The sequence below is a fragment of the Blautia coccoides genome (genome assembly GCF_034355335.1).
Taxonomy (GTDB): Bacteria; Bacillota; Clostridia; order Lachnospirales; family Lachnospiraceae; genus Blautia; species Blautia producta.
In genome coordinates this window covers 5,733,624-5,753,138 of sequence record NZ_CP136422.1, presented here as the reverse complement: position 1 = coordinate 5,753,138, position 19,515 = coordinate 5,733,624, and the positions used below count along the sequence as shown (strand labels likewise).

Annotated in this window: 15 protein-coding genes and 1 riboswitch; of the genes, 8 read left to right on the top strand and 7 right to left on the bottom strand. The window is 48.4% G+C overall.

Translation table 11 applies throughout. The features are described from left to right. Positions 1-13: 13 nt before the first annotated feature. The 4 genes from thiC to BLCOC_RS25910 form a co-directional block, all read right to left on the bottom strand. On the bottom strand, positions 14-1,321 hold the full coding sequence (gene thiC / locus BLCOC_RS25925) for a phosphomethylpyrimidine synthase ThiC (RefSeq protein WP_115623822.1): 1,308 nt from the start codon (positions 1,319-1,321) through the stop codon (positions 14-16). 124 nt (positions 1,322-1,445) lie between these two features. Continuing rightward, positions 1,446-1,556, bottom strand: a riboswitch (TPP riboswitch). An 83-nt stretch (positions 1,557-1,639) separates the two neighbouring features. Beyond that, positions 1,640-3,637 (bottom strand): glycoside hydrolase family 31 protein, encoded by a 1,998-nt coding sequence (locus BLCOC_RS25920; protein WP_029471425.1) that lies wholly within the window; start codon positions 3,635-3,637, stop codon positions 1,640-1,642. Between the two features lie 129 nt (positions 3,638-3,766). Then, positions 3,767-4,654: an AraC family transcriptional regulator gene (locus tag BLCOC_RS25915; RefSeq protein WP_018595470.1), complete on the bottom strand. Its 888-nt coding sequence runs from the start codon at positions 4,652-4,654 to the stop codon at positions 3,767-3,769. A gap of 98 nt (positions 4,655-4,752) precedes the next feature. Beyond that, positions 4,753-5,793: a threonine aldolase family protein gene (locus tag BLCOC_RS25910; protein WP_018595471.1), complete on the bottom strand. Its 1,041-nt coding sequence runs from the start codon at positions 5,791-5,793 to the stop codon at positions 4,753-4,755. Positions 5,794-6,082: 289 nt separating this feature from the next. On the opposite strand from BLCOC_RS25910, the gene BLCOC_RS25905 reads away from it, so the two are divergent. Beyond that, positions 6,083-7,234 (top strand): MerR family transcriptional regulator, encoded by a 1,152-nt coding sequence (locus BLCOC_RS25905; protein ID WP_165907233.1) that lies wholly within the window; start codon positions 6,083-6,085, stop codon positions 7,232-7,234. Between the two features lie 44 nt (positions 7,235-7,278). Here the strand turns inward: BLCOC_RS25905 and hisD are convergent, their stop codons facing one another. The 3 genes from hisD to nhaC all read right to left on the bottom strand — a co-directional run bounded on the left by hisD (position 7,279) and on the right by nhaC (position 10,988). Further along, a complete protein-coding gene (gene hisD, locus BLCOC_RS25900) occupies positions 7,279-8,460 on the bottom strand; it encodes a histidinol dehydrogenase (protein ID WP_416387591.1) in 1,182 nt (393 codons plus the stop codon). A gap of 153 nt (positions 8,461-8,613) precedes the next feature. Next, positions 8,614-9,513, bottom strand: a complete 900-nt coding sequence (locus BLCOC_RS25895; protein WP_165907232.1) for an acetamidase/formamidase family protein — start codon at positions 9,511-9,513, stop codon at positions 8,614-8,616. A gap of 26 nt (positions 9,514-9,539) precedes the next feature. Further along, the gene (nhaC, locus tag BLCOC_RS25890) at positions 9,540-10,988 is read right to left on the bottom strand and encodes a Na+/H+ antiporter NhaC (RefSeq protein ID WP_115625495.1); all 1,449 of its coding nucleotides are present in this window, start codon (positions 10,986-10,988) and stop codon (positions 9,540-9,542) included. Between the two features lie 429 nt (positions 10,989-11,417). On the opposite strand from nhaC, the gene BLCOC_RS25885 reads away from it, so the two are divergent. The 7 genes from BLCOC_RS25885 (at position 11,418) to pth (ending at position 19,481) form a co-directional block, all read left to right on the top strand. Next, positions 11,418-12,089: a response regulator transcription factor gene (locus BLCOC_RS25885; RefSeq protein WP_115623818.1), complete on the top strand. Its 672-nt coding sequence runs from the start codon at positions 11,418-11,420 to the stop codon at positions 12,087-12,089. Position 12,090: 1 nt separating this feature from the next. Then, positions 12,091-12,996 carry a sensor histidine kinase gene (locus BLCOC_RS25880; protein ID WP_115623817.1) on the top strand — a complete coding sequence of 302 codons (906 nt, stop codon included), beginning with the start codon at positions 12,091-12,093 and terminating at the stop codon, positions 12,994-12,996. 73 nt (positions 12,997-13,069) lie between these two features. Then, positions 13,070-13,753, top strand: a complete 684-nt coding sequence (locus BLCOC_RS25875; RefSeq protein WP_018595479.1) for an ABC transporter ATP-binding protein — start codon at positions 13,070-13,072, stop codon at positions 13,751-13,753. Then, a complete protein-coding gene (locus BLCOC_RS25870) occupies positions 13,750-16,377 on the top strand; it encodes an ABC transporter permease (protein WP_115623816.1) in 2,628 nt (875 codons plus the stop codon). The genes BLCOC_RS25875 and BLCOC_RS25870 overlap by 4 nt, the downstream gene beginning before the upstream one ends. Before the next feature lie 276 nt (positions 16,378-16,653). Further along, entirely contained in the window at positions 16,654-17,838 is a 1,185-nt protein-coding gene (locus tag BLCOC_RS25865) for a GTP-binding protein (RefSeq protein ID WP_115623815.1), read from the top strand. 68 nt (positions 17,839-17,906) lie between these two features. Continuing rightward, entirely contained in the window at positions 17,907-18,857 is a 951-nt protein-coding gene (locus tag BLCOC_RS25860; protein ID WP_115623814.1) for a TIGR03943 family putative permease subunit, read from the top strand. 51 nt (positions 18,858-18,908) lie between these two features. After that, on the top strand, positions 18,909-19,481 hold the full coding sequence (pth, locus tag BLCOC_RS25855; RefSeq protein ID WP_018595483.1) for an aminoacyl-tRNA hydrolase: 573 nt from the start codon (positions 18,909-18,911) through the stop codon (positions 19,479-19,481). Positions 19,482-19,515: the final 34 nt, after the last annotated feature.

The window sequence follows — 19,515 nt, the reverse complement described above, 5'->3', positions numbered from 1 at the left end:
TCCGCCTCTTTTCTCACTCGTCATAGATGTTGACGATCTCACCGTCCAATATCCGGTTCATATTCTTGACAGCGCAGAAATTGCCGCACATGCTGCAGGTATCCTCTTTTTCCGGTTTGGCCTCCGCGCGGTATCGTCCGGCTTTTTCCGGGTCCAGGCAGAGACGGAACATCTCTTCCCAATCCAGATTTTTACGGGCAGTGCTCATTTTTCTGTCCCAGTCAGCGGCGCCTTTTACGCCCTTGGCTATGTCGGCAGCGTGAGCTGCTATGCGGGAGGCGATAATGCCTTCCTTTACATCGTCCAGATTGGGCAGGCGCAGGTGTTCCGCAGGAGTTACATAGCACAGAAAGGAAGCGCCGTAGGTGGCTGCAATGGCACCGCCGATGGCAGCGGTGATGTGGTCGTATCCGGGGGCAACATCTGTCACCAGGGGACCCAGCACATAGAAGGGGGCGCCCTGACAGAGAGTCTGCTGGATCTTCATGTTGGCTTCGATCTGGTCCAGAGGCATGTGTCCGGGGCCTTCCACCATAACCTGTACATCTTTTTCCCAGGCACGTTTTGTCAGTTCGCCCAGGGTGATCAGCTCCTCGATCTGGGAGATATCAGAGGCATCTTGGATGCATCCGGGGCGGCAGGCGTCCCCGAGACTCATGGTAATGTCATATTCCCGGCAGATATCCAGGATCTCATCATAATGCTCGTAGAAAGGATTCTCCTGGCCTGTCATTTCCATCCAGGCAAAGATGATGGAGCCGCCGCGGGAGACGATATTGGTGAGGCGCTTGTTACGTTTGAATTTTCCTGCGGTTTCTTTGTTGATGCCGCAGTGGATGGTCATGAAGTCCACGCCGTCCTCGGCATGCATGCGCACTATGTCAAGCCATTGCCGGGACGTGATCTCTTTTAAGGGTTTGTGATAGTAGACTACAGCGTCGTAGATAGGGACGGTTCCGATAATGGCAGGGCATTCTTTGGTGAGACGTCTGCGGAAGGTGCGGGTGTCTCCGTAGGAGCTCAGATCCATAATGGATTCAGCGCCCATTTTCACAGCGTTGTTCACCTTTTCAATTTCCATATCCATGTCTTTGCAGTCCCTGGATATACCCAGGTTTACATTGATTTTTGTTCTGAGCATGGAGCCGATGGCATTTGGCTCCAGAGAGGTGTGCCTTTTGTTGCAGGGGATGATGACCTGGCCTTTTGCCATGAGAGCCATAAGCTGTCTCACATCCATCTGTTCTTTTTTAGCTGCCGCCTGCATCTCCTTTGTGATGATGCCTTTTCTGGCGGCGTCCATCTGAGTTGTGTACTGCATGAAAATCTCCTTTCTTTGGGACACGGAAATGTCCGAAAGAAAGGAGATAGAAGAGGTGAAGAGGTGACAAAAGGGGGACTTTTTTAGAAAAAAAGTGCACCCCTGATGGGATGCACCAAATATACATAAACTTCTGGTTCGCTTCCTACGCCGGCATTATCCGTATCAGGTTCTCAGGGTCGAAATCCGTTCGTATTTCCTCTCAGCCGACGCGTCAGCTCCCCTTGCATATTCAATTGTTTTCAGGTATTTTTCCTGCCATAATCATATAGCGGCAGGAAGGAAATGTCAACACTGAATTTTTATCAAATATTTTTATCAGATATTTTTTATCAGATATTCCTGTCTGCCATCCCGCAAAAATACAGGGATCGTGTCTATGGAGGCTTCCGCTTCTATCCACTGGCCTCCCTGAAGGATCTCCCCTGTATGGGCGTTTGTCCAGGTGCAGCCTGAGGGCAGATAAACTTTTCTTGACATAGCGTGAGGCTCCACTATAGGCGCAGCCAGAATATCTGAACCGTACATGTACTGGGTATCCAGTTCCCAGGTCCGGGTGTCCTCCGGGAATTCGTAGAACATGGTACGCATAACAGGAGCACCTGTCTCATGTGCCTTAGCCATAAGGCTTCTGGTATAGTCACGCATCATTTCACGGATTTCAATGAACTTTTTCATGATCTGATAATTTTCTTCCCCATAGCTCCAGATCTCATTGTCTGCACCTGTGCCCTCGGTCTCCTCTCCGTTTGCTTTGTAGAGAGGTGTGCGCGGGAGGCGGTTGCCGTGAAGACGCATAACAGGGCAGAAGGCGCCGAACTGGAACCAGCGGATCAGCAGTTCCTGGAAATCCTTGTCGTAGATATTGCCGCCGTGGAAACCGCCAATATCTGTGGTCCACCAGGGGATTCCCGAGAGGCCCATCTGCAGGCCGGCTACGATCTGATTGCGGAAATCCTGATAGGTGGAGTGGATATCACCGGACCAAATGAGGGCGCCGTACTGCTGGCTTCCTGCCCAGGCGCAGCGCACCAGGTTCAGGACATCCTCCTGTCCGTTTTTCTTCTGTCCCTCGTAAAAGCCTCGTGCATATTCACGGGGATAGATATTTCCCTGCTGCATAACGCTTCCGGCGTAATAGCGGTAGTTTTCATAGTCATAGGTGGTGTATTCCGGCTCCGCCTCATCCAGCCAGAAGAGCTTGATCCCGTTCTCTGCATAGTTCTTTTTACACTTGTCCCATACATATTCTCTGGCCTCCGGGTTGGTGGCGTCATAGAATACGTTGTTGCCCTGGAAATCCATCTGTACGTTCAGGCCGTGTTCCGTCTGGACAAGGAGGCCTTTCTGACGCATCTCCTGGAAATTTTCACTGCGCCAGTCAATCTGGGGCCACACAGATACCATGAGTTCCATGCCGTAGGAGCGCAGTTCCTCTGCCATGGCTTTGGGGTCCGGGAAGAAATTCTCGTCAAAGCGGTAATCGCCGCACCGGGGCCAGTGATAATAATCCACCACAAACACATCCACAGGAATGCCGCGGCGGTGGTATTCTCTGGCAACGGACAGTACCTGTTCCTGATTGTGGTAACGGAGCTTGCACTGCCAGAAACCAAGCCCGCATTCCGGCATCATAGGTGCTCTTCCTGTCACCTGGCTGTATTGGGATTCAATCTGGGCAGGAGTGTCGCCTGCTGTGATCCAGTAGTCCATTTTTTTGGTGCTGTCAGCCCGCCATTCCGTCACATTTTTGCCGAAGGACACGCTTCCGATCGCAGGATTGTGCCAGAAAAAGCCATAGCCTTTGCTGGATACATAAAAGGGGATGGAGGCCTGGGAATTTCTGTGAGCCAGCTCTATGTTGCAGCCTTTTAAATCTAAAATATCCTGCTGATACTGTCCCATTCCGTAGATCTTCTCATCTTTGTTGGCTTCAAAGGTGACCTTCAGGCGGAAATCACCGCCGATATAAGGGGAGAATTTCCTGGCACGCCGTATCAGGGCACCGCCGCCGTCCATCTCTTTCAGCAGTATTTCATTTTTGTCGTTAAAGAAGGTGACAACAGCCGCGCTGTTCCAGCCTCTGGTATCAATGAGGGCGGAAATCTTTCCGTTTTTGATGACCGCGGTTTCTTCATCTGTCTGAATCTGTACGTTTACAGGGGCCTGGTCTTTCAGGGCGCTGCTGGACATGTCCAGGGGACCGGAGGGGACAGACACGACTCTCAGGCTGTTCTCGCCCCATGCCGCAATGCGCAGAGTTTCGCCGGCATTGTGGTATTCAATATAGTTTTCACTTTTTGTAAAGAATGACATAATTTTCCTCCTGTTGATAAGTGGATCGTGTTTTTTTCGCCGGCCGGTGCCGGCTGACTGTGTATTTCTTTGTATTATAAAATTATCGGAGGAAAAAAACATCAAAGATGATGTCAGGGTATATTAAAATCATGTCATATTTCTATACTGACTGGGAGTCATTCCCGTTGCTTTTCGGAAGGAGATGGCAAAGTAGTTGCTGCTGTCAAAGCCCACGGCAATTGCAATGTCAATGACCGGAAGGCTGGTTTCCTTAAGCAGAGCCATGGAGCGGTTAATGCGGAAGCGGTTCAGGTATGAAATGGGTGTGGAGCGAAAGGATTTCTTAAAAAAACGGCAGAACTGCTCACGGCTCAGGGAGACGGACCCGGCAAGGGCGTCAAGGCTTAAGGGATTCTGGTAGTTTTCATCAATGTATTTTAAAATTTTCTTTTTCCGCTCTTCGTTTATGTAGTCGGACATGGATTTGATGTTGTGTTTTTCTTCCTTTATCAGCAGATGAGATAAAATCTGGTAAAGATAACCCTTGATCAAAAGTTCCCGGTAAGGATTGGAGGCGAGATAGCTTGCTGTCAGTTCCCTGAGAAGACCCCTTACGGTTTCGGATTTTAAATCCGTGCCGTATATGACGTAGGAGGACACAAAGCTGTTCTCAAAAAACGGATCTAGCTGCTGCGCCTGTATGATATCCCGATTTTTACTGGAAACGAAGTCGGGATGGAATACGATGGAGGAAAAACGGCATTTTTGGTTTTGATACTGATAGGCAACGTGGAGCAGATTGGGCGGGATCAGCACAATGGTGTCTTTCCCGGCAAGAATAGAAATGCCGTCTACGGCCAGTTCCATCATGCCCTCTGTCACAAACAGTATTTCCGCCTCCTCATGCCAGTGATTGTAAAGGATTAATCCGTTTTCGCAGTATTCCATATCCTGATATACCTGAAGGGGAAATTCCTGGCTCCCGTGGGCTGCCCGCTCTTTTAAGCTGTCATTGACGGATGGATTGATTTTCATAATGTGTCTCCTATGCAGACGATAATAAGAAAAGGCATCCCGGATAAAAAGCTTCCTGAATGCCTTTACATACTGAAATGTGTTTGAAAGTTCTGGTGTTACCTGTTGAATTTGGCTGCCAAATCCTCAAACTCCGAAGCAAAATCCCTGACAGCCTCCTCATTGGTGGCCCAGGAAGTACAGAATCTGAGACAAGTATGATCCTTGTCCGGCTTGCACTGGAAGGTGGTCAAAAATCTTTCATTTACGGCTTCTGCCAGAGCATCCGGCAAAATGGGGAATACCTGATTTGTAGGTGCCGGCGCCAGGAGCGGAATACCTGTTTTTTCAAATACCTCTTTCAGGATCTGTGCCATGGCAACGCCCTTTCGTCCAAGTTCCAGGTACAGTCCGTCCCTGAACAGTTCTTCGAATTGGACACCCATCATCCAGCCTTTTGCAAGAATAGCTCCATGCTGTTTCATGTTGAAGCGGAAATGATCTTTAAATTCCTCTTTTACAATGACAAGCGCCTCCCCGAACATGGCTCCCACTTTTGTACCGCCGATGTAAAAGGCATCACATAAATTGGGCAGATCCGGGAAAGTTAGATGTGTCTCCTCCGCTGCCATAGCCATGGAAAGGCGGGCGCCGTCCATATACAGGTACAGGTCATGGCGTTTGCAGAAGGCGTACAGGGTTTCCAGTTCTTCTTTTGTGTAAACGGTTCCCACTTCCGTGGGGTTTGATATATAAACCAGGCGAGGTTCCACCCAGTGTTCATTTTCATGTAATTTTAATACAGGGCGGATGAAATCCGGTGTCAGCTTTCCGTCTTCTGTTGGAATGGAAAAAACTTTGTGGCCGGTGGATTCAATGGCTCCCGTCTCATGGGTGTTGATGTGGCCGGTGTCAGCACTTAAAACTGCTTCATATGGCCGCAGAATATGGGAGATAAAGGTCAGGTTCGTGAGGGTGCCTCCGGCGATAAAATGAATGTCTACGCTGTAATCCTCAAGTGCTTCCTGGATCAATTCTCTGGCATTATCGCTGTGCTCATCCAGTCCATAGGAATTATTCTGGTGATAATTAATGGTTTCCAGCGCCCTGAGTATGTTTGGATGCGCTCCTTCACTGTAATCATTCTGAAAACTATACATGGCAAAAATCCCCTTTTCCTGTAGTTCAATCCGCATTCGGAGTCTGTATATAAGACTCAAAATGACATGCTGCTGTTTCAAGCTACATTCTATCACACTTTCCCGGAAAAACAAATCATTTCGTTGAAAATGTCCGTTTTTGTTGATATAATGGGCGCAACGAGCCAAGTGGGAGCTAGCTCACATTTGGCGACTGCAAAAGATTGGGAACGTAGTTCACAATATAATGGGCGCAACGAGCCAAGTGGGAAAGAGGTGAGGCTGTATCAAAATAGGTGAAGTTTCAAAATTGCTGCATATATCTCAGGATACCATACGCTATTACATGGAGCTGGGTCTTATCGTCCCAGGAAGGCATGGGAATCTGTATGATTTCAGCGGGGACAGTATTGAGGACATCCGCTGGATACATAAGCTGAAGGAAATGGGATTTCTGCTGAAAGAGATCCAGAAGGTTCTGTCTCTCAGACGTACTTCCAACTGGGTGGAGCCTCAGGAGATCGCCGAATACCTCATACTCCTGGACAAAAAGAAAAAATCCCTGCGCGGGGAGATTGAGAATATCAAAGAGGAAATCATCCGCATAGAGGAGGAGGAAAAATCCTTCACCATTGAGACTGCCGGAGACAAGGTTCTGGTAGGGGTTCCTCTGAAGGCACTGGAATACCTGCGCTGTCCCTTCTGCCAGGAGGCATTTGCCGTGGAGCAGGTACAGATGAACAGCAGGTACATCTATAACGGAAAACTGACCTGTTCCTGCGGATATGCCCTGGAGATCAGTGACGGGATCGTCCTGTCTCCGGGAGCGGCGGATGAGTCGGACGGCGGCGCGGACCTGGAACGGGAAAAATACAAAGACCTTCCGGCTTCTGTGGTGACCATGCTGCAGAGAAGCTATAATTTTCTCCTCCACCGTGTTTCCGGGCTGCAGCTCTATGACCGGGTAGTCATGGAGACAGATATCAATGAATTTTTTTATTTATATACACATTTCAGAAAGATAGAGAACCGCGTGCTGTTCATCATCACAGACCGTTACCCTCAGGTGCTAAGAATGTATAAAGAACGGATCGAGTATCTGAAGCTGGATCTGGATATCCTGTATCTGGCTGACGGCAGCGGAAATTATCCGTTAAAGAAAGAGAGCGTGGATCTGTTCATCGACTATTTCAGCTCCAATTACTGTAAGGTGAGGCGAGGCGAATCCCTGCCGGGCAGGATGGCTGAATATCTGAAGGAAAATGGGGAGATGATAGGGTGCTATTTTTCAGGAAAAGACAGAGAACGGTTTTTTGATAAAAGACAGTTTCTCGGAGATATCAGGGAAAAGGGATACGCTCTTGTCAAGGAGCGAACCATTGACTGCCCTGTGGAAGTGGGAAAAGAAAACCAGCTTCTGTTGTACGAGAGCAAAAGACAGGCCAATAACCGGGAAGGGTGACGCCCCGGGTATTGGCCTGTCTGTTATGTTGTGAGATAAGATTGTCAGGATTTCATCCGCATGGACGCCGCGTTTGCATGGCCGGGGAAGCCTTCTCCCTCTGCCAGGTGTGAGGCCAGGGCTGAAATCTGCTGTGCCGCCTCCTTAGTCAGGCGCTGGGTCGTGCAGACTCTGGAAAATGTGCCGATCCAGACGCCGCCGCTGTACCGGGCCGCCTTTCCCGTGGGAAGAGTATGATTGATGCCGTTTACATAGTCGCTGTATACAACAGCGGAATATTTTCCAATAAAGAGAGAGCCGTAATTCTTGAATCCATCGGTATGGGTCTCAGCGTCAGCAAAATGCAGCACCAGGTGTTCCGGTGCAAATGCATTGGCCAGACTGCACGCCTCATCCAGGGAGTCCGCCAGTATGACCTCGCCGCACAGGTTCCAGGCTGCAGAAGCAATGTCCTCCGTTTCAAGTTCAGGGAGCTGCATTTCCACCTGGCGGATAACTTCAAGGCCAAGTTCTCTGTCTGTGGTGATCAGCCGTGCGATGGACTGGGGATCGTGTTCCGATTCCGAGAGCAGGTCAGCCGCTATACAGCAGGGGTCAGCCTCCCGGTCTGCGATCACAAGAATTTCACTGGGGCCGGCCAGAAAGTCAATGCCGATACGCCCATAACACTGGCGTTTGGCCTCCGTCACATACTGGTTGCCGGGGCCTACGATCATATCCACAGGCTGTATCTGTTCTGTTCCGCAGGCAAAGGCGGCTATGGCATGGGCACCGCTCAGGGCGTAGATTTCGTGGATCCCGGCAATATCCATAGCTACCAGAGTGGAGGGATGTACGCTGTCTGTCCCGTTCACAGCAGGCGTGCACATGGCAATTCTTCTCACATCGGCTGTCCGGGCGGTGATGCCCATCATCAGGGCGGTGGAGTACAGGGGGTATCCGCCGCCGGGAACATAACAGCAGCAGGAATCAACCGGTATGATCTTTTGCCCCAGAAAAATGCCGGGGGATATCTCATAGTCGCTGAACCCATGGAGGGATGCCTTCTGCTTTAAGGCAAAATCCTCCAGACGCTGTGCCGTGACCTTCAGATCACGGATCAGTTCCGGGGAAGTGAGATTGTAAGCCCGTCTGATCTCTTCAGGTGAAATGCGCAGACTGGTGCGCGTATTTCCGTCAAACTGTGTATTGTATTCGATCAAAGCCCTGTCTCCCCGCGCGGACACATCTCTGATAATGGCGTGTACCTCAGCTTCCAGATCCTGCTGTCTCTGACGGTCCGCGGGCTTTGCTTTTTTCAGATATTCCAAAAAAATCCCTCCCTTGCAGATGGTTCTTATAACCAGTATACAAGAGAGGGAAATGCTTTGGCAAGCAGATTATTTCTGACGGTATCCGTATGCCTCCAGATATTTTAGGGGGATGGACATGCGTACGGTTTTGTTGGGGTTTACAGTCTGACAGATGGATAAGTCGGCTGCGATGGACTGCAGCATGACAGCCTCATCAGAGGTCAGTTCTGTCTCGGATACCATGTAGTCGTGCAGGTATTCCACTGCCTTTTGCCATGCCTCATCCACAGTTTTGCAGGAGGCCACAGCCATGACCTCTTTATCCGTGACAACAACAGGGTAGGGTTTCTGGTAAGCGGGAATGACAGTGAGCTTTAAAGTGACTTCACCCGCGATTTCCACACCGCAGCCGCCAATCTCCCCGTCGCCCATACAGGCGTGCAGATCTCCCAGGGATAAAAGGGCGCCTTTTGCAGATACGGGGAAATATACGCTGGCACCTGTTTTGATCTGTGTGCAGTCCATATTGCCGCCGTGGGAGTCAGGAGTATCTGTGGGGATGTCCCGGTCTGCCGGAGCTACGCCGATGACACCGATCATGGGTTTTAAGTCAAGGGACAGTTTGGGACTAAAGATGATCTTTTTGTTTTCTACAGGGAGCCGTTTGACAACAGGTTTTTTTACGAGTTTGGCAAGGCAGCCGAACTCGGGGTCGATCTCTGTTACCCCTAAAGGTGCAAGAGAGATATCCAGTATGTCAGCTCTTAGGGTATCCCCCGGTTTGGCATCCTCCACGAAGATTGGGCCGGTGGCGGGATTTAACTCATCAAAGAGCAGAGAATCAAAGGAGCTGTCTTCTGGGACCAGTCTGTCTTTAAAACAGTCATAGGTATGTACTGTGACTGTTTCACCGCTTTTTACTGTGAGAACAGGGCGGTGTTCTCTGCTCATTGTATAGATCACTTGGTCCCGGTTTAGATTTTTCATAAAGTTCCTCCAGAAAATAAACATTTTTATTCTTTAACAAGATGTTTCCCTTTTTTCTCTACATACTGGTCCGAGGAAGGGTCATCCTCAAGCTTCATGATCGTCAGCCCCGTAAAGCCGAAAATGGCTGAGATAACAGGACAAAGGATATTAAAGAAGCAGTAGGGCAGATAAGTCAGTGTAGGCACACCCAGGAAGCCGGACATGGTGGCACCGCAGGTATTCCAGGGAATGAGCGGTGAGGTAACGGTTCCGGCGTCTTCCAGCACCCGGGAGAGGTTCCGGGGAGCCAGGCCGCGTTTCCGGTATTCGTCCTTGAACATTCTTCCCGGAATGGCAATGGCGATACAGTGGTCTCCCAGGAGGACGTTGCAGAACAGGGCAGAGATAATAGTGACAAGCACAAGTGAGCCGGTGCTCTTGGCAAATTCCAGCAGTTTATTGGCGATAACACTCATCATGCCTGTGCACTCCAGGATACCGCCGAAGGACAGGGCACAGATGATCAGGGAAACTGTCCACATCATGCTCATGAGGCCTCCTCTGGTGAGAAGCTCATCCACCATGGCATGGCCTGTCTCAACGACAACGCCGTTTTGCACTGCGTTGAACACGATGGATAAATCCTGATGCTGGAAGATAACACCGCAGAGCATACCGAGCACGGTTCCTGCAAAGAGGCCGGGAATGGCAGGGACTTTAAGGGCGATCAGGGCAATTACGATGACAGGTACCAGCAGCAGCCAGGGAGTGATATTATAGTTGGAAGCCAGAGCATCCAAAATGCCGTTGATCTGGCCATGGTCCAGTTCCTGCCCGGCGAAACGGAAGCCAATGATGCCGAAGCCTACAATGGAAATGCCATAGGCTATGGCTGTGGTGTACATCATATGTTTGATATGGTCTGTGAGCTTTGCGCCTGCAATGGCAGCGGACAGGTTCGTGGTATCAGACAGAGGTGACATTTTATCACCGAAGTAAGCACCGGAGATAATGGCACCGCCGGCCAGACCTACCGGGATATCCAGGCCCTTTGCGATCCCCACAAGGGCAATGCCGATGGTGCCCACAGTAGCCCAGGACCCGCCTGCGGCCAGGGAGACAATACTGCACAGGATCATACAGGCTACCAGGAAGAAAGCAGGGGTGAGTATCTGCAATCCGTAGTATACAAGGGCGGGAACAACGCCGCCTACGATCCAGGTTCCGATAGTAGCGCCGATGATGATCAGCAGCAGGACAGCCTGCATAATGCTTTTTAGGGACTCAACGGCACCATCTTCCAGGTCCTGCCAGGTGTAACCCAGAAAGACGATAGCGATAAAGGCAGTGATGCAGGTGCCGAGAATAAGCGGAACCTGTACATCCACCTTCAGCACAGATACGGAAAAAATCAGGATGATGACAGTCAGCACCACCGGGGTCAGAGCCAGAAGCAGGGTAGGCTCTTTCTTTACTTTCTCTTTTGCATTCATAAATCTTTTTCCTCCATTCTTACTGAAACATATGTTATTCTTCATAGCCCTGCAGAAAGCGCAGTTCTGTGAACAGTAACACGCTTCGCGATGCACAGATACGGAGCATTCTGCTCCATATCGCGCTGGCTGCCGCAGAGGGGTTTCAGCTTTTGATGAATTAAGATTATCATAGCCTGTAAAACCAATGTCAACAAGCAAAAAGACAGATTTCATGGAGTATACTCCATGAAAGGAAACAAGTGCATTTTCTGCCCTTTTTTGCTATACTGATGGAAAATGTATGCTGTTTACAGCCCTGCAGAAACAGCGTTCTGTGGATAGTAACGGAAAATACATTATAGTGCAGCTCTTGCTGCTGTATAAGTTATGGGATGCCATTTAGGGTATAAGTTAATTTTTTATATGAGCTGTCAGGAGGAAAGCAGAATGAATAAATTGCTGATAGTGGAGGATGACCAGGACCTGCTGGAGGGGCTGGCATTTTCTATGGAGAGTGAGGGATACCAGGTTATCTGTGCATCCACAATGGAGGAGGGCCTTAAAAAATTCCGGGAATCGTGTCCGGATTTTATTATCTTAGATTGTAATCTGCCCGATGGAACAGGCTACGGGTTCTGCCGGGAAGTGAGAAAGACCAGTCAGGTTCCGGTACTGATGCTGACAGCCCGGGATACGGAAATGGACGAGATACAGGCCCTGGAGACAGGCGCGGATGATTATATGTCAAAGCCATTTTCCCTGGCAGTTTTAAAAACCAGGATAAAGAAGCAGTTAAAGCGTAAAGATGCGGAATTTATCCGGTTTTCTAATGGATTTTACATAGACAGGAGTACCTGCCGTGTGCTGCGTGGTGACAGGGAGATATCTTTAAGCACAGTAGAGTACAGGCTTCTCACCTATCTGATAGACAACAAAGGCCGGATTGTCAGCAAGGAGCAGATTTTGGCTCATGTCTGGGACAGCGAAGGACGTTTTGTGGACGAGAATGCAGTATCTGTAAATATCCGCCGCCTTCGCCGGAAAATAGAGGACGATCCGGATGAGCCGGTATTTATCAGGAATATCCGTGGGATGGGTTATATATGGAAGGAGATATGATATGGAGGCAGTATTACTGGGAATCGCAGTCCTCTGTATCGGTTTTGCTCTGTGGGAGCGGTACAGATCAAGGAAAATGTACCGGGAAATTGACCGAATGATGGATGAGATCCTAAGCGCAAAGCCGGTCACTATATCGGACTTAAAGGAGGGGCCTTTGTCCGCGTTGTCCTATAAAGCCAGAAGGCTGCAGGAGCGGCAGGATCTGGAAATGTCAGGGGCAAGCAGGGAAAAGGAACAGGTTAAAATGCTGGTCTCTAATATGTCCCACCAGTTGAAGACACCCCTTGCCAATGTAAGGATGTACGGTGAAATACTGGAAAACCAGAAGCTCTCCGAAGAGCAGAGGAAACATTTTCTGGAGAAGCTGCGCCGCCAGACAGAAAAAATACAGTGGGTACTCAATTCCCTTCTGAAGATGGTGCGCCTGGAGCAGGATGTCATTACTTTTGAGGGGAAAGATGCGGATATAAAGCCAACTCTTTTACAGGCAGTGAACAGCATATATGAGAAGGCAGAAAAAAAGCAGATCCAGATACAGGTGGAGGAAATCCCTTCCTTATATCTGTGGCATGATCCCTCCTGGACAGCGGAAGCGCTGGAAAACATACTGGAAAATGCTGTGAAATATTCGCCGCCCCAAAGCCGTATTATGATCTGTATAAAGTCTTACGAAATGTACAGTGAACTGCAGATATCCGACCAGGGGGCAGGGATTGACAAGACGGAAGAGACAGAGATTTTTAAACGTTTTTACAGGAGCCCCAAAGTGTCCGGGGAAGAGGGCTCCGGCATTGGTCTTTATCTTGTGAAACTGATCCTGGAAAAGGAAAAGGGATATGTGACTGTAAATTCAAAGCTGGGATGCGGAAGTACCTTCAGTGTATTCTTACAGAACTGTAAGTGAGAACCTCTGATTCTGTAGCCTGTTTGAAAGGCGGGCCTGATAAAATCAAAATTGTAAAGGAGGATGACACAAAATGATTTTACAGGTAAAAGACGTGACTAAAATTTATGGTCAGGATGAGAATGCAGTGAAGGCTCTGAATGGAATTTCACTGGAAATAGAGCAGGGAGAATTTGCCGCTTTGGTGGGAACCTCCGGTTCCGGGAAAAGTACGCTTCTGAATCTGATAGGAGGTCTGGATGTTCCCACTGAGGGGAAAATAACCATCAGGGACAGGGAGATACAGAGTCTGAAGCGAGGGGAACTGACGATTTTCCGAAGAAGAAATATAGGGTTTGTGTTCCAGAATTACAGTCTGATGCCGGTCTTAAATGTATATGATAACATCACTCTTCCCGTGACCTTTGACAAAGGAAAACATGTGGACCACCAGTATATAAAAGAACTTTTAAAGGATCTGGGACTCTGGGAGAAGAGGAAAAAGTACCCGGATGAGCTTTCTGGAGGACAACAGCAGAGGGTGGCCATCGCCAGAGCCTTAGCCAATAAGCCTGCGGTGATCCTGGCAGATGAGCCTACCGGAAACCTGGATTCCAAAACAACTATGGAGGTTATGGGTGTTCTGAAAGCCAGCAGTGACAAGTACCATCAGACCATACTTATGGTGACCCACAACGAGGCAATTGCCCAGACCTGTGACCGCATTATCCGGATTGAGGACGGCAGGGTTTATGAGAGAGGCGGTGCGTGGGTATGAGGACAGCCGCAAAACTTGCCTGGCAGTACAGCAGGTTTTATCTGCGCCAGACTTTGTCTATTTTTTTCAGCATTCTTCTCTCTATGGCACTTCTGGGCGGGATCAGCTCCCTTTTATACAGCGGCCGGTCCAGCAGCAGGGAGAAGGCCAGGGAGACGGGCGGAGACTGGCATTATTATATGAATGTAGATCAAAAGATGAGGGAGGAGATTGATAAACATCCCAAAGGAAAAGGATATGAGCTGAAACGTATAGGTCATATAGAAACCAAAGCAGTCATGGGGGAACCATACGTGATCTCTTTGAATTACGGGGACAGGAACTATATGGATATCATGGGCCGCACACTGGAGGAGGGGGAGTATCCCAAGCAGCAGGATGAGATTGCACTGGATGCTTATACCATCAGTAACCTTCAGGTTGAAAAAAAGCTGGGAACCCAGGTTACTTTAGGTGAAAAGACATATACCCTTTGCGGGATCGTGAAAAGCCGCCCGGCAAACAGCGGCGAAGAAATGATGGCTTTTGTCAGTGAAGACACACCTGACGAAACAGGGGAGACGCGGCTCTATCTGCGCTTTGATGAAAGGAAAAAAGTATATAAGCAGTTGGAAGCCCTGGCTGATCATTTTGAGATTCCTCTTGAGAAATTAAAAAGGAACAATGATCTGACTGCTTATGTGGAGGGGACCATACCCGCTGCATTTGTTCGTATCATCAAGACCGGGCTCCGGCTTCCCGAAGGAAAATTTACTTATATCCTGTCCTCAATTTTGAGAGATAATCCGGGGACAAACGGGAACGTTATATCGGTTGTGCTGATACTGTTCAGCGTTTTTATTATTTCCAGTATCTACAGGATTTCCCTGCAGAAAAGGATATCCCAGTATGGTGTATTAAATGTGCTGGGGATTGGTGGCATACGTCTTTTTCAGATGATGTTTCTGGAACTTTGGGGGATTTTTTTGATAGGATATCCGGTGGGCAGTCTGTTGGGTAACTTAGGGGCAAGAGCTTTATACAGCCGTTTTTCTCGTGTATTTACCGGTGAGGATACGGTTCCCGGCAGCTTTATGACAGATGTGGATTCCCTTGTGAAGAATTTTGCAGTCATGTCTGTATTACTGGTTCTGGTCAGTATGGCACTCTGCAGAAAGCTGATCAAAATGAATCTTATGCAAATACTCCGTAAGAACCCGGCAAAGCAGAGAAGCAGGAAAATCTATAGCCTGAAAACGGAGAATATGCCGGAAGTCCTTACTAAAAAATTTATGTTTGAGAGAAAAAGTGTTTTTGTTGGGATTTTATTCTCATTGTGCCTTGGGGGGATCATATTTTTGGGAACCACCTATATGACAGCCAACACAAAGGCAAACAATATGCTGACTATGAAGGCAGATGACGGTCTGGGATCGGATATGCTCCTGTATGAGGAATCCAATGATCTGTCCCAGGTGATTCCGGAAGATACGGCAGAGGAACTGAAGAAGATCCGGGGAATCTCAAGAGTCTTACCCACAAGTTATCTGTTGGGAGAAATACCTGTTAAGAGACAGGACTTTAAATGGCTTACCTATTATCCAGAAATCGGTGTTAAATATGAGCCGGAATGCGGGGAGAATATCAGTCAGAGGAATATGGAACTGTACGGAGGCAGGGCAGTGGAGGACGCTGACGGTGATTTCCGTCTGAAAACTAATGTGTATGGATATGAACCGGAGATGATCAGAAAACTTTCAGATTACCTGCTGGAGGGAACGATTGACCCGGAGACTATAGAGAAGGAGAACGCGGTGATACTTCAGACCATTATGGACGGCCAGGGAAATTATGATGGACTGAAGATACAGCCGGGGGATACTATCACTTTAAAGGTACCAAAGGATCAGAAGGTTCCCGAAGAAGTATATAAGTTTCAGTCCGGGGAGGAGTGGTATCAGGAGAAAGAATTTACAGTAGCCGCTCTTGTGAACAGGACAATGGCAAAAACAGATTTCTATATAGGAAGCAGCCCTGATAATCTAAGTCTTATATTTACAAACAAGCAGATGAAAGACAATTTTGGCGTGGAGGGATATCAGATCATCAGCATGGAAAAAGAATCTGCCTCGGATGCTTACGGTGCGGAGAAACAGGTCAGGGAAGTTACTTCTAGTGTTCCGCACTGTGTTCTAAAGGACTACACGGCGGATATTGCCAGAGAGAATACTTTTTTAAAGCAGAAAATGTTATTTTTCTATGGTGTGGGTGTGATCCTTCTGATCATCAGTGTTCTGCATATTATGAACAGTATCAGTTCCATGGTACTTTCCAGGCGCCATGAGTTTGGGATTCTGCGTGCCATGGGTATCAGTGACAGGGGATACATGCTGATGATGCTCAAAGAGGCTCTGAGGTATGGAATCTATGCGAGCCTGGTCATGGGAGCAGGGTATGTGCTGGCGCGGCAGTTTCTGCTCTATATGATGCAGAAGGTTTACCTTTTTGTCCTGCCAAAGGAAGAGGTATCCGTGTGGCTTATTTTGGGATTGACAGCGGTGAATATCCTGCTTAGTATGGCGGCAGTGGCCATGCCGGTCAGGGCAGTTTTGAAGGACTCTGTTGTAGAGGAGATCAGGCGCTGAAAAAAATCTTGCTAATTTCTATCAACATATGATAATATGGTAAAAGCGTAAAAGCGTTTTTGACAAATTCATGCACAGCAGGGGCGGAAGTGGTACTTTCGTCCCCTTTTACCGTGTTATAGCCGGCATCCAACCCATGGTGAAGCAGTCTTTAATGGCAGGGTGTGGAACGGCTCAGCCTGCCTGAACTGTTACACCGGCTGGTTATCAGGACTGTACGGCGGTTATACTGACAAAATATAAATAAAAATTTTGATTTGAAAGGATGAGACAGAGATGACAAAGATTGACATTTTTTCAGGTTTTCTGGGAGCGGGTAAGACTACACTGATCAAGAAGCTTCTGAAAGAGGCATACAGCGGTGAGCAGGTAGTGCTCATTGAAAATGAGTTTGGGGAGATCGGCATTGACGGCGGATTTTTAAAAGAGGCGGGGATTGAGATCCGTGAGATGAATTCCGGCTGTATCTGCTGTTCCCTTGTAGGGGATTTCGGCGAGGCGTTAAAAGAGGTGATCCAGAAATATCAGCCTGACCGCATTATAATTGAGCCATCAGGTGTTGGAAAACTCTCCGATGTGATCAAAGCAGTGAAAAAGGTGGAGGGAGAGGTTGACATAAAACTAAACAGCTTCACAACCCTTGTGGATGTCATGAAATGCAAAATGTATATGAAGAATTTCGGTGAATTCTTCAGCAACCAGATCGAATACGCAGGAACGATTATCTTAAGCAGAACAGACAAGTCTACAGAAGAAAAGGTGATCGCTGCCCTTCAGTTGATCCGGGGACTGAATAAATCCGCAGCAGTTATCACAACACCTATAGAAAAGCTGTCAGGCGCAAAGATTCTGGATACTATGGAAAATAACCGTTCTCTGGAGAAAGAGCTGCTGGAGGAGGAAGTATGCCCGGTATGCGGCGGACACCATGACCACGAGCATCATCACCAAGAAGAATGTGATCATGAGCGTCATCATGACGAAGAATGCGGATGTGAGCACCATCACGGAGAAGAATGTGGTCATGAACACCACCACGGAGAAGAATGCGGATGTGAGCACCACCATGGGGAGGAAGGCAGCCATGAGCACCACCACGGAGAAGAATGCGGCCATGAGCACCACCATGACGGAGAATGCGGCTGCGGACACGACCATCATGACCATCATCACCACCATGCGGATGAGGTCTTCACAAGCTGGGGCCGGGAGACTGCCAAAACTTATACGGAGGAGGAAATCCGTACGATCCTGGAGGCCCTTTCCGATGATGAGGAATACGGCATGATCCTCAGGGCAAAAGGAATGGTGGAAGGCAAGAACGGCGGATGGGTTTATTTTGATATGGTACCGGGTGAGGCTGACGTGCGTGAAGGCTCACCGGAATACACAGGCAGAATCTGTGTAATAGGCTCAAAACTCAGGGAAGACAGCCTGGAAAAACTTTTTAAACTGGTATAAGAGCTGGAGTGTGGCACATTCTGCCAAGAGCAGCGGCTGATCACACTCGAGGGAAAGGATGTGTAGAAATGGATGAAATAACAGTACCTATTTATCTCATGGCGGGATTTTTGGAGAGCGGCAAGACATCTTTCCTGAATTTTACCATTGAACAGGATTACTTTCAGATAGATGGACCCACACTTCTCATTCTCTGTGAGGAGGGGGAAGAAGAATTTGATGAAAAGGCTTTGAAAAAGAGCAGGACATCAGTGGAAATCCTGGAGAATCCGGAGGATATGACACCGGAACGTCTGGTGGCATATGATGCTTTTTATAATCCTGCCCGCATTATTATTGAATACAACAGTATGTGGCAGTTGAGCAGACTGGAAGAATTGGATATGCCCAAAGGCTGGGGAATTGTCCAGCATATTGTGACGGTGGATGCCAGTACCTTCCAGGTGTATATGAACAACATGAAATCACTTTTTGTGGAGATGATAAGAAATGCGGACATGGTACTTTTTAACCGATGTGAACAGGGTATGCCTCTGGCAACCTTCCGCAGAAGCGTTAAAGTTGTGAACCAGGCAGCAGAGATCATCTTTGAGGACGAAGAGGGCGAGATTGAAAATATCTTTGAGGACGAAATGCCTTTTGACGTAAATGCGGATATCATAGAGATCATGGATGAGGACTACGGCATCTGGTTCATTGATGCCATGGACCACCCTGAGACTTATAAAGGAAAAAAAGTTTCCTTTACAGGTATGGTGTTAAAATCCAGGGAATTTGAAAAAGATATGTTTGTACCCGGCCGCATGGCTATGACCTGCTGCGCGGACGATACCACATTTATCGGCTACGTGTGCAAAAGTCCCGAGGCCCGTGCCCTGAGAACGGGAAAATGGGTGAAGGTTGTGGCAGCCGTGGACTATAAGTACATGGACTTCTATAACAAAGTGGGACCCGTGCTCACTGCCGTCTCTGTGGAACGCACAGAGCCCCTGAAAGAAGAACTGGTATATTTCAACTAAAAACCAGGATTCCTCCGCCCCAGCAGGCGGAAAATACCTAAGGAGAACTATATGTATTTAGTAGCAGGACTTGGAAACCCCGGAAAACAGTATGAGAGAACCCGTCACAATATGGGATTTGACACCATAGACGAGCTGGTTGACCGTCACAGGATTCCCGGCTCTGGCGTTCAGCACAAGGCAATGTACGGAAAAGGAATGATCGCCGGGGAAAAAGTGATACTGGCAAAACCTCTTACTTATATGAATCTGAGCGGGGAGTCTATCCGGGAATTTATCAATTACTATAAGATGGACCCCGAAACAGAACTGATCGTCATTTACGATGACATAGACTTGGAGCCGGGCCAGATACGTATCAGAAAAAAGGGCAGTGCCGGCGGACACAATGGCATGAAAAGCATAATCTCCCAGATCGGCACCCAGAATTTTTACCGCATCAAAGTAGGCGTGGGCGCAAAACCAGCAGGATGGGATCTGGCGGATTATGTCTTGGGCCGATTTTCCACCAAGGAGAGGGAAGAAGTGGACAGAGCTATAGAGGAGGCCGCAGACGCGGTAGAAGTAATCCTTACAGAAGGCATAGACGCTGCCATGAATAAATATAATGCAAAGAAGAAGTAGTGAAAACAAGATAAAAATATTGAACGGCAGGTAA